The organism is Haematobacter sp., assembly GCF_032102465.1.
Lineage (GTDB): Bacteria > Pseudomonadota > Alphaproteobacteria > Rhodobacterales > Rhodobacteraceae > Haematobacter.
The window spans coordinates 38699-49520 of record NZ_DAMDHB010000018.1 but is presented as its reverse complement, the minus strand read 5'-3'; the positions used below and the strand labels follow the sequence as shown (position 1 = coordinate 49520).

12 protein-coding genes are annotated in these 10822 nt (G+C 68.5%); 6 read left to right on the top strand and 6 right to left on the bottom strand.

Annotated features, from left to right (window positions below):
• Positions 1-57: 57 nt before the first annotated feature.
• The 5 genes from RT513_RS12575 to fsa all read right to left on the bottom strand — a co-directional run bounded on the left by RT513_RS12575 (position 58) and on the right by fsa (position 4314).
• Positions 58-765 carry a CDP-alcohol phosphatidyltransferase family protein gene (locus RT513_RS12575; RefSeq protein ID WP_088215851.1) on the bottom strand — a complete coding sequence of 236 codons (708 nt, stop codon included), beginning with the start codon at positions 763-765 and terminating at the stop codon, positions 58-60.
• 425 nt (positions 766-1190) lie between these two features.
• Positions 1191-2111: a tyrosine recombinase XerC gene (locus RT513_RS12570; RefSeq protein WP_088215724.1), complete on the bottom strand. Its 921-nt coding sequence runs from the start codon at positions 2109-2111 to the stop codon at positions 1191-1193.
• Complete coding sequence (locus RT513_RS12565; RefSeq protein ID WP_290687456.1) at positions 2108-2791, bottom strand: DUF484 family protein; 684 nt, start codon at positions 2789-2791, stop codon at positions 2108-2110. The genes RT513_RS12570 and RT513_RS12565 overlap by 4 nt, the downstream gene beginning before the upstream one ends.
• A 63-nt stretch (positions 2792-2854) precedes the next feature.
• Entirely contained in the window at positions 2855-3664 is an 810-nt protein-coding gene (locus RT513_RS12560) for an aminoglycoside phosphotransferase family protein (RefSeq protein WP_409518416.1), read from the bottom strand.
• Entirely contained in the window at positions 3661-4314 is a 654-nt protein-coding gene (gene fsa, locus RT513_RS12555; protein WP_035707584.1) for a fructose-6-phosphate aldolase, read from the bottom strand. Before fsa ends, RT513_RS12560 begins: the two co-directional genes overlap by 4 nt.
• A gap of 68 nt (positions 4315-4382) precedes the next feature.
• On the opposite strand from fsa, the gene RT513_RS12550 reads away from it, so the two are divergent.
• The 4 genes from RT513_RS12550 (at position 4383) to RT513_RS12535 (ending at position 9017) form a co-directional block, all read left to right on the top strand.
• A complete protein-coding gene (locus tag RT513_RS12550) occupies positions 4383-6611 on the top strand; it encodes a primosomal protein N' (RefSeq protein WP_290687460.1) in 2229 nt (742 codons plus the stop codon).
• 85 nt (positions 6612-6696) lie between these two features.
• On the top strand, positions 6697-7350 hold the full coding sequence (gene msrA / locus RT513_RS12545; RefSeq protein WP_088215727.1) for a peptide-methionine (S)-S-oxide reductase MsrA: 654 nt from the start codon (positions 6697-6699) through the stop codon (positions 7348-7350).
• A 70-nt stretch (positions 7351-7420) separates the two neighbouring features.
• Positions 7421-8122, top strand: a complete 702-nt coding sequence (locus RT513_RS12540; RefSeq protein WP_290687462.1) for an AAA family ATPase — start codon at positions 7421-7423, stop codon at positions 8120-8122.
• Positions 8123-8150: 28 nt separating this feature from the next.
• On the top strand, positions 8151-9017 hold the full coding sequence (locus RT513_RS12535; RefSeq protein WP_290687463.1) for a 50S ribosomal protein L11 methyltransferase: 867 nt from the start codon (positions 8151-8153) through the stop codon (positions 9015-9017).
• 103 nt (positions 9018-9120) lie between these two features.
• Here RT513_RS12535 and RT513_RS12530 read toward each other — a convergent pair whose 3' ends face one another.
• The gene (locus RT513_RS12530) at positions 9121-9330 is read right to left on the bottom strand and encodes a DUF1127 domain-containing protein (RefSeq protein WP_088215729.1); all 210 of its coding nucleotides are present in this window, start codon (positions 9328-9330) and stop codon (positions 9121-9123) included.
• 325 nt (positions 9331-9655) lie between these two features.
• Here RT513_RS12530 and ruvC point away from each other — a divergent pair, with 325 nt between their 5' ends.
• Together ruvC and ruvA are read left to right on the top strand one after the other, a co-directional pair.
• Entirely contained in the window at positions 9656-10159 is a 504-nt protein-coding gene (gene ruvC / locus RT513_RS12525; RefSeq protein ID WP_088215730.1) for a crossover junction endodeoxyribonuclease RuvC, read from the top strand.
• Positions 10156-10821, top strand: coding sequence for a Holliday junction branch migration protein RuvA (ruvA, locus tag RT513_RS12520; protein ID WP_313534102.1), 666 nt, complete (start codon positions 10156-10158; stop codon positions 10819-10821). The genes ruvC and ruvA overlap by 4 nt, the downstream gene beginning before the upstream one ends.
• The last annotated feature ends 1 nt before the right edge of the window (position 10822 follow it).

The following is a 10822-nucleotide window of genomic DNA, read 5'->3' as shown; positions in this document are numbered from 1 at the left end:
AAGGGCGCGGTTCGCGCCCTTTTCCATATCCCGTCAACGGCGCCTGTCAGGGCCCTGTCAGGGCGGCGAGAAGCGCCCGGGCCTTTCGGTCATCTGCTGCACGATCCCCGCGAGGACGAGATAGATCGTCGTGATCGCCAGCCCCCATTGCACGACGCCAGAGGGCCAGAAATCCACCCAGGCGCTCCACCCGGCCAGCGCCACCCAGAGAAACGCCACCGGGCGCGTCAGGGCAGACCAGCGCTTCGTGCGCATGGGATGGACGAATTTCAGCGGCGCGAACATCAGCACCGCCAAGGCTATGACGATGGCAAGCACGATCCAGAAATCCGGCTTCAGCGCAAAGAACACGAGCACCACCATGTTCCAGCAGGCCGGGAAGCCGGAAAAGGAATTGTCCTTGGTCTTCATCCGGCTGTCCGCGAAATAGAGCACGGAGGCGAAGTTGATGACCAGTATCGCGCACCAGCCTGTCCATCCGGGCAGGATCCCGGAGGCAAAGAGCGCATAGGCCGGGATGAACACATAGGTCAGGTAGTCGATGATGAGGTCGAGCAGCACCCCATCTATGATCGGCGCCTTTTCCCGCACGTCGTAACGGCGGGCCAGCGGGCCGTCGATTCCGTCCACGATGAAGGCGACGACCAGCCACAGGAACATCGTGTCCCACTTGTGATCGACGGCGGCAAGCATGGCCAGCGTCGCCCAGATCGCCCCAGTGGCGGTGAAGATATGGACCAGATAGGCGCGAGCGGTGGTGATCATGGCAATCCCGTGACGTTCCCCCCGGTCATCGCCCATATTTCCCTCGGGCGCAACGCCGGGGACGCGCGCGAGGGTTACCGGACCGCCCGATCGCCCTGTCTGGCCCTGCAATCATGGAGGCAGGCGGGAGCCCCCGCAGGGGGGAGAGCCGGGCATCGGACAGGCCCGCCGCATTGCCTGCAACCGTGGCCCCAGATTGCCGCCGACACTTGTCTTCCGTTCAATCCCGCCGCCGCGCTGCCCGCGCCCCGCCCGTTTTCCGCCGAGAGTGTGCCAAACCCCTGCTCCTGCGAGGTGCAGCGGAATTTGCTTTTCCGCGGGCTATGCGCCCCATCGTTGCGTGATGGGGTCTGAAAGTGACCTCAGGAGGGGGTTCGGTTCTGCATCACTGCGGTAAGGATGAGTCTTGAAGCGATCTCCGCCGGTCATGCCCGCGGGTGGGTGTTCTCGTAGACCTCCATCAGCCGCCGTGCATCAACGGCGGTATAGACCTGCGTGGTGGAAAGCGAAGCGTGGCCCAGCAGTTCCTGTATCGCCCGGAGGTCGCCTCCCGCGTTCAGAAGATGCGTGGCGAAGGAGTGGCGGAGCGCATGGGGGGTGGCGGTCGCGGGCAGGCCCATCTGGCTCCTGACCCGCTCCATCGCACGGGCGATCAGGCCGGGGTTGAGCGGACCGCCGCGCGCGCCCCGGAACAGCGGCTCCTCCGCCGGGACGGCGAAGGGAAGCAGGGCGACGTAATCCGCGACCGCCTGCCGTGCGGCGGGCAGCACGGGAACGAGACGCTCCTTGTTGCCCTTGCCGATGACGCGCAGCGTCTCACCCAGCGGGGCGTCGCGACGACGCAGGGACAGCGCTTCGGAAATCCGCAGGCCGCAGCCGTAGAGCAGCGTCACCACGGCGGCGTCGCGGGCGCCGAGCCACGGCTCCTCGTGCTGAAGCTCCACCCGGTCGATGACGGAAAGCGCGGCCTCCTCGCTCAACGGGCGGGGCAGGCGGGCCTTGAAGCGGGGCGGGCGGATGCTGAGGACGGCGGTCGGCTCGAACCCCTCGCGTTCCGCCAGCCAGCCGTAGAAGGTCTTGACCGCCGTGAGCGCACGGGCAAGCGACCGCGCCGACAGGCCGCGCCCGCGCTCATGCGCCATCCAGGCCCGCATGTCGGAGCCTGTAATGCGGGCGAGGGGAGCCAGACCCGCTGCGCCGCCATGATGGGTGGAGAGGAACGTGAGAAACCCCACGACATCGCTGCGATAGGCGATCACCGTGTTTTCCGCCGCACCCTCCACCGCGCGGAGCCGGGTCAGCCATTGCTCCAGCGCGTCCCTGACCGCCGGGGAAAGCAGGCTCATGCCAGCCAGCGGCGCATCATCCGCTCAAAGGCCCCAGCGAGAAAGGTGAGAAGCTCCGTGCCGTGGCTCGAACGGAAGTGGTTGGCGTCGGAGGAACCGAGCGCCAGCAGCCCCGGCAGCCGTCCGGGGCCGAGATCCAGCAGCAGCAGCGCTTCGGACAGGATGGCGGCATCGTCATAAAGCTCGCCCGAATCCTGAAGGGGGCGGAGCGTGACCGGCTTGGCCCGCCCCCGCCGCCCGGTGGAGACATAGGCGTCGCAGAAGCCCGCGGGCGCGATCTTCAGGACGGGAAGGGGGCCGGCGGTTTCCGCCTCCACCTCCGCCTCGATCACCAGGCGCACGCTGTCGAGGCGCAGGATTTGCCGCGCCTCATCCTGCAGCATGGCGAGAAATTCGGCGAAATCCACAGGCTCCAGAAGCTTCAGCACGGCGCGCTGCACGATCCGGGTGCCGGCGAGGTTGTCATAGGCGGCGGCGATGACGTGCCGGTGGGTATCCTCCAGCCGGTCGAGTTCGGATTCGAGCCGCTCCATCGCGACGCTGCGCAGGTCTATCACATTGGGGCCGAGCGCGCGGTCATTCGCCGCGATGAGGGCGCGCATCAGATCCCTGTCTTCGAGAATGAGTTCCGGTTCCGCAAGAATACGTTCGCGCAGTTCCTGTGCCGTATTGTCCGCCATGGCTGCCCTCTCGATTTTTGTCCCGACTATGGCGGGGCGGCGGGAAGGCGGCAACGCGGGCGGTCAGCCCCCGTCCAATTCTTCCAGCGCGCGTGACATTACGGCCAGAGTGAGCGTGGCATCCGCGCCGTCCTCCAGCAGCCACGCCGCGGACAGAGCCGTTCCCGCCACGATCCAGCGGAGCAGGCGGGGACGGTCGATCCCGGCGTCACGGGCGACGATGGCCAGACGCGCCTCAAAGACGCCCGGCATCAGCGCGACGGGGTGGCGGGGCTCGGCAAGATCGGGATTGGTGAAAAGCCGGACATGGTCGAACGCCCTGTCGCCTTCGATCCCCTTCGGGTCGATGGCGAGCCAACCCTCCCCGCCGAAGTCGAGCACGTTGCCGTGATGCAGATCGCCGTGGAGCGGCAGGCGCTCCTGCTGGTCGGCCAGCGCCTGCCGTGCGATCTCGGTCCCGCGGGCCAGTCTCGGATCGGCGGCAAAGCGCCACAGACTGGCAAACCACGTCTCCAGCGGGGCGAGCGGCGGCGCCCCGGCGCGGGGGCGGTGAAGACGGGCGAGCACCGCGCAGAGCGCCGCCGTCGCCGCGGCATCCTCTCCCGTCCGGGACATGTGGAGGAGCGACCGTGGCCCCGTGGCCCGCGCCATCAGCAGCGCATCGCCCTCGCAGGCCAGCACGCGGGCCGCGCCTTCACCGTGCCACCAGACCATCAGCGGATACCCCGCGCGCTCCTCGTCCGACCGCGTGACCTTCAGCATCGCGGGCCGGCCGAGGTGCCGCACGGGCAGGAGCCGTGCGCCGGGAGTGTCCGTTACCGGCCCGTCGGGGATCAGCCCCCAACGCGCCAGCCAGGGGTCGAAACGGGTCAGAGGATCTTCTGCCCCGTCGCCGCCCAGTCCTTGTTGAACTGGTCGAGGCCCTTTTCGGTCAGCGGATGGCTGGCCAGCGCCTTGATGACGGCGGGGGGCGCGGTGATGACATCGGCCCCGATCTTCGCGCATTCGGTGATATGGTTCACGGTGCGGATGGACGCGGCCAGGATTTGCGTCTCGAACCCGTAGTTGTCATATATGTGCCGGATGTCGGCGATGAGATCCAGGCCGTCGATGTTTATATCGTCCAGGCGCCCGATGAAGGGCGAGATGAAAGTGGCCCCGGCCTTGGCGGCGATCAGCGCCTGGTTGGGGGAGAAGCAGAGCGTCACGTTGACCATGAACCCTTCGTCCGACAGCACCTTGCAGGCCTTCAGGCCCGCCCAGGTCAGCGGCACCTTGACCGTGATGTTCGGCGCGATTTCGGCGAGCTTGCGGCCCTCCGCGATCATGTCGTCGGCGTCCTGCGCCACGACTTCGGCGGAGACCGGGCCGGAAACGATGCCGCAGATCTCCTTGGTGACTTCAAGGATGTTGCGGCCGGATTTCAGGATGAGCGACGGGTTGGTGGTGACGCCGTCGACCATGCCAAGCTCGTTCAGCTCGGCGATGGCCGCGACATCGGCGGTGTCGACGAAGAACTTCATCACGGGTGTCCTGTTCGTGAAAGGGATTGGAGGCCGTCATACCCCACCGGGAGGCGGGCGGAAAGTGCATGACTGACCTGTTTCACACCCCCGTTGCCGCGTCAGCCGCCCCCGGCCACTATCCGGCGGGCGCGCGCGTCGGCGTCGTGACCACGGCGCTCGACCGGCGGCTGGACTATCTGGCGCCGGAGGGCGGCTGCGCGGAGGGGGATTTCGTGCAGGTTCCGCTCGGTCCGCGGCAGGTGCTGGGCGTGGTCTGGGGGTCGGGAGACGGCGACTTCGACGCGGCCCGGCTCCGCCCCGTCACCCGCGTTCTGGATGCGGAGCCCATGGCGGAGACGATGCGCCAGTTTCTGGAGCGCGGCGCGCAATACACGCTGACGCCGCTCGCGCTCATGCTCCGGCTCGCCACGCGGGCGCCGGGGCTTGGCGCGCCGCCCGCGACGCGGCGCATCCTGCTGCGGGGCGGGCGGGAGCCGGACCGGATGACGGAGGCCCGGGCGCGGGTTCTGGACATCCTGGACGAATATGGCGATCCGGGCTTCACGCCCGCCGAGCTGGCGGGGCTGGCCGGGGTTTCCTCCGGCGTGGTGAAGGGCCTCGTGGCGCAGGCTGTGCTGCTGGAGCAGGAGGCCCCCCGCGACCAGCCCTATCCGCGGCTCGACCCCGCCCGCGCCGGTCATGCGCTGACGGAGGATCAGGCCGCCGCCGCGGCGCGGCTCCGGGAGGGCGTGGCCTCTGGCCGTTATGGCACGACGCTGCTGAAGGGCGTCACCGGTTCGGGCAAGACGGAGGTTTATCTGGAGGCCGTGGCCGAATGTCTGCGCGCCGGGCGGCAGGCGCTTGTGCTGCTGCCGGAGATCGCGCTGACGGCGGAATTCCTCAAGCGGGTGGAGGCGCGCTTCGGCGCGCGGCCTGCGGAGTGGCATTCCGGCGCCACCCAGACCGAACGCCGCCGCCTCTGGCGCGCGGTGAGCAGGGGCGAAGCGCAGTTCGTCGTCGGCGCACGGTCCGCGCTGTTCCTGCCCTTCCGCGATCTGGGGCTGATCGTTGTCGATGAGGAGCACGATACCTCCTACAAGCAGGAGGAGGGGATCCTCTACAATGCGCGCGACATGGCGGTGCTGCGGGCCTCGCTCTGCTCGGCGCAGGTCATTCTGGCTTCCGCCACGCCGTCGCTCGAAAGCTGGGCCAATGCGGAGGCGGGGAAATACGCGCGGATCGACCTTGCCGCGCGCTATGGTGCCGCGGAATTGCCCGAGATGCGGGCCATCGACATGCGCGACGAGGATGTTCCCTCCAACCGCTGGATCTCCCCCACGCTTGCCGCCGCCGTGTCGGCGCGGGTGGAGGCGGGGGAGCAGGCGCTGCTGTTCCTCAACCGGCGGGGCTATGCGCCGCTGACCGTCTGCCGGGCCTGCGGGCACCAGATCGGCTGCGACCACTGCGACGCCCGGATGGTGGAACACCGGTTCCAGAAGCGGCTCGTCTGCCATCAATGTGGCGAGACGAAGCCGATCCCCACCGCCTGCCCCTCCTGCGGGGTGGAGGGCAAGCTCGCCCCCGTCGGGCCGGGGGTGGAGCGGCTGGCGGAGGAGGTGGAGGCGCTATTTCCGGGCCGCCGGATCGCCGTGCTGTCCTCCGACCTTTTCGGCTCCGCGCGCGCGCTGAAGGCGCGGATAGAAGAGATCGCGGAGGGCGGCGCCGACATCATCATCGGCACGCAGCTCGTCGCCAAGGGCCACAACTTCCCGCTTCTGACGCTGGTCGGCGTGATCGACACCGATCTGGGGCTGAAAGGCTCCGATCTGCGCGCGGCGGAACGCACGTTTCAGCTCATGCGGCAGGTGGCGGGCCGGGCGGGCCGGGCGGAGGGGCGTCAGGGGCTGGCGCTGCTCCAGTCCTTCCAGCCCGAGCATCCGGTGATCCGCGCGATCCTTTCGGGCGATGAGGAGGGTTTCTGGCGGGCCGAGGCGGAGGAGCGCCGCGCGGCGGGGGTGCCGCCCTACGGGCGCATGGCGGGGATCATCCTGTCCTCCCCCGATGTTGCGGAGGCGTTCGACTTCGGCGCCGAACTCGCGCGGCGGGACCAGCCGCTCCGCCGCGTGGGGGCGCAGGTCTATGGCCCGGCCCCGGCACCGATCGCGCGCGTCAGGGGCCGCCACAGGGTGCGTCTGCTGGTGAAGGCGGGCAAGGGCGTGGGCCTTCAGGGCGCGATCTCCGAATGGATCTCGCAGCTTCGTGTGCCCGGTCACCTCCGGGTAACCATCGACATCGACCCGCAGAGCTTCTACTAGGCTGGAACATGCCACCTTGCCCCCGCGATTACTTGGGGTTGGCCGCAGGTTTCCTATATTCTCTCCACTCACAGGAGGACCGAGCATGTTCACCTTCCCCGGCAAGAAACTGGCGCTTCCCACGCGTGACGAGGCGCTTCCCGGCCGCACCCATCCCATTCCCACCGCCGAGACGCATTTCGTGTCCGGCCGCTCTCTCTGGGACATGCCGGAGGGGATGCAGGTGGCGATCTTCGGCATGGGCTGTTTCTGGGGTGTGGAACGTATCTTCTGGAAGGTGCCGGGAGTGTGGTCCACCTCCGTCGGCTATGCAGGCGGCGTGACGCCCAACCCGACCTATCAGGAGGTCTGCTCCGGCATGACCGGCCATAACGAGGTGGTCCGCGTCGTCTATGATCCGGCCATGGTCAGCTATGAGGATCTGCTGAAGGTCTTTTGGGAGAACCACAACCCCACGCAGGGCATGCGGCAGGGCAACGATGTCGGCACGCAGTACCGCTCCGCGATCTACTGGACCGATGAGGCGCAGCGCGCGGCTGCGGAAGCCTCGCTGGCCGCCTTTGCGCCGCGGCTGAAGGCTGCGGGCTATGGCGCCATCACCACGGAAATCCTGCCCGCGCCCGCCTATTATCCGGCAGAGGATTACCACCAGCAGTATCTGGCAAAGAACCCTGCGGGCTATTGCGGCATCGGGGGCACCGGCGTCACCTGCCCGGTCGGGATCGGCGCGGCGACCTGACCGCGACGCCTGCGGCAAAGCCGGCTCCGGGGGACCGGGGCTGGCAACGGGATCGCAAGCGGAGGGCGCGGTGAGCGAGAGAGCCGAAGGACAGGACGGCGGCACGCCGGAGGCGGACGGCCCGTCTGCCAAGGACAGGACCGGCGGAGATCGCTACGGGCACCCCTCCGCCCCGGCACCGCAGACGGCCTTTCCCGGACAGGTTCCGATCGGCGCGTCCCGCCACGTTCCCCCCTGCCGCATCCTGGTGACGGGAGCCTCCGGGACCGGGACATCGACGCTGGGACGATTGCTGGCGATCCGTCTTGCGAGCCAGCATTTCGACACCGACGATTTCTACTGGCACCCCACGGATCCCCCCTTTCGCACACCCCGCCCGCCTGCGGAGCGGTTCGCGCTCATGGAGGCGATGTTCCTGCCCCGGCGGGACTGGGTTCTGTCCGGCGCGCCGATGCGGTGGGAGGGCCGGCTGCGGGAACGGGTGACGGCGGTCATCTTCCTCCGCCTCGACCCCGGAGAGCGGATGGAGCGTCTCCGCCGGCGGGAGCGGTTGCGCTACGGCGATGCCGCCGACTGCCCGGAGACGGCGGAGTTTCTCGCCTGGGCGGAAAGCTATGACGATCCCTTCTTCACGGGCCGGTCGCTGGCGGGGCATCTGGCCTGGCTGGAGACATTCGCCTGCCCCGTCACGACGCTTGACGCGGCGCTCCCGCCCGACAGGCTCATGGAGATCAGCCTTTCCGTCCTTGACCCCTCCCGCGCCTCCGCTTAGGCGGGGCCGGAAACGCCCGGAGGCCCACATGCCCACCTATGCCGCCCTGACCACGCTGCCCGGCCGCGAGCCTGCCGATGCGCTTGCCGAAGCGCTGGAGGATCTGGAGCCCGAGCCCTACGGCGTCGGCGCCTTCGAGATCGAGGACGGCTCCGGTCTGTGGGAAGTCGGCGCCTATTTCTTCGATCCGCCGGACGAGGTGGCGCTGGCGCTGCTCGCCGCCGTTCATGCGGCCAAGGATTTCACCGTCTCCGAACTGCCGGAGATCGACTGGGTCGCCAAGGTTCGGCGCGAACTGCATCCGGTGGAGGCGGGGCGCTTCTTCGTCTATGGCGCGCATGACGCCGACAAGGTGCCCGATGGCCGCGTGGCCCTGCTGATCGAGGCGGCGGTGGCCTTCGGCACCGGCCACCACGCCACGACGCTGGGGTGCCTCAAGGCGCTCGACAGGCTCGCGGACGAGGGGTTCGTCGGGCGGAACGTGGCGGATATCGGCTGCGGCACGGCGGTTCTTGCCATGGCGGCGGCCTCCCTCTGGCCGGGCACGGTGCTCGCCTCCGATATCGACGTCGTTGCGGTGGAGGTTGCTGCCGCGAACGCGGAGGCGAACGGCCTTGGCGACCGGTTGATCTGCGTGGAGGCCGCGGGTTTCGACAATCCGGCGATCACCGCCCGCGCGCCCTTCGATCTGGTCTTTGCCAATATCCTCAAGGGTCCGCTGGTGGAACTTGCGCCCGATATGGGCGTGAACGTGGCGGAGGGCGGCTATGTCATCCTGTCGGGCATTCTGAACCAGCAGGCCGATGATGTCGTCGCCGCCTATGAGGCGCAGGGCTTCGGCGTTGCCGCGCGCGATGAACTGGGCGACTGGACCACGCTCGTTCTGCGCAAGTGATCTGTCTGCGCAACTAACCAGAATGCGAAAGGCCGCGCCCCTGTGCGGGGAACGCGGCCTTGCAATCGTCGGGCCCGCATCGGTTGCGGACCGGGTCGGCGGCTCAGCGGAAGAGCGCGCCGATATCGTCCAGATCGGCGCGGGTCAGGCCGATGTCGTTGAGTTCGCGGTCCGACAGGCGGGAGAGCGCCTTGCGGGTCAGCCGCGCGTCGTTCCAGCTTTTCAGGGCGCTGAAGGCGCCGAAGAACAGGTGGGGGGCGCGGCCTTCGGTCGAGCGGCCCGAGAGGCTCGGGTTGGTGTCGAGCGTAGCCATCTTGGTATCCTTTACAAAGTGCTTTTTATGGGAGCATCATCTTGACTGCGTTGCATCTAGAGCGGGCATTTTGAGAACTCAACGGGCGCAGATGTCATGGCGCTCTTGCGCGCCGCGCATGGCTTCTTTCACAAAAATTCAATGAAAATGGGTTCTTGCGATGAAGCTGATTTTCTCGCGGCGTCTGTGGTGATTTCTTCGAGGAAGTGGGGGGAAGTCGCAACTTCCTTGCGGGATTGTCGCTGATGCCCCGATCGTTCTGGCGGGTGTTCGCCTTTCGTGCTAGCGAGGCAAAAAGACAACAGAATGCTCGGGACAGGTCGGAATGCGCGTGATGGGGATAGATCCGGGCCTCCGAAACCTCGGCTGGGGGGTGATAGAGGTGCGCGGCTCGCGACTCAGCCATATCGCCAATGGCGTCCTGCATTCTGAGGGGGAGGATCTCGCCATGCGGCTGATGAGCCTGCACGCCCAGCTGTCCCGCGTCTTTGCCGCCCATGCGCCGGAGGCCGCGGCGGTGGAGCAGACCTTCGTCAACAAGGATGCCGTGGCCACGCTGAAGCTCGGTCAGGCGCGGGGCATCGCCCTGCTCGTCCCGGCGCAGGCGGGCATCCGGGTGGGCGAATATGCCCCCAACGCGGTCAAGAAGACGGTCGTGGGCGTGGGGCACGCGCAGAAGCGGCAGATCGACCATATGGTGCGGCTGCATCTGCCGGGCATCGCCATTGCCGGGCCGGATGCGGCGGATGCGCTGGCCGTGGCGATCTGTCATGCGCATCACATGCAATCCGCAGGCCGACTCGCCGCCGCGCTGGCGAGGGCGCAATGATCGGGCGCGTGGCCGGGCTGGTCGTGCATCGGGGCCAGGACCATGTGGTGATCGACGTGCGCGGCGTGGGCTATGTCGTTTACGTCTCGGACAGGACGATGGCCGCGCTGCCCGCCGTGGGCGGCGCTGCCGCGCTCTGGACGGAACTGCTGGTGCGGGAGGACCTGCTCCAGCTTTTCGGCTTTCCGACGCTGCTGGAGAAGGAGTGGCACCGGCTGCTGCTGACCGTGCAGGGTATCGGCGCCAAGGCGGCGCTGGCCATTCTGGGAACCCTCGGGGCGGAGGGGCTGGCGCGCGCCATCGCGCTCGGCGACTGGACGACGGTGAAGGCGGCGCCCGGTGTCGGCCCGAAGATCGCGCAGCGCGTGGTGAATGAGCTGAAGGGCAAGGCTCCCGCCGTCATGGCGCTCGGGGCCGGGCCGGGGCCGACGGTCGCGGCGCCCCTGACGGCCGAGGAGGGCGTGGTGGTGGACCTGCCGCCGCCGCCTCCGCCCTCTCCCTCGGCGGCTGCGACGGCGGAGGCGCTGTCGGCGCTGCTGAACCTCGGCTATGGGCAGGGGGAGGCGGCGGCGGCGGTGGCGGAGGCTGCGGGCCGTGCGCCGGAGGCCGCGACGCCGGACCTGATCCGCGCAGCCCTGAAACTGCTCGCGCCGAAGGGCTAGG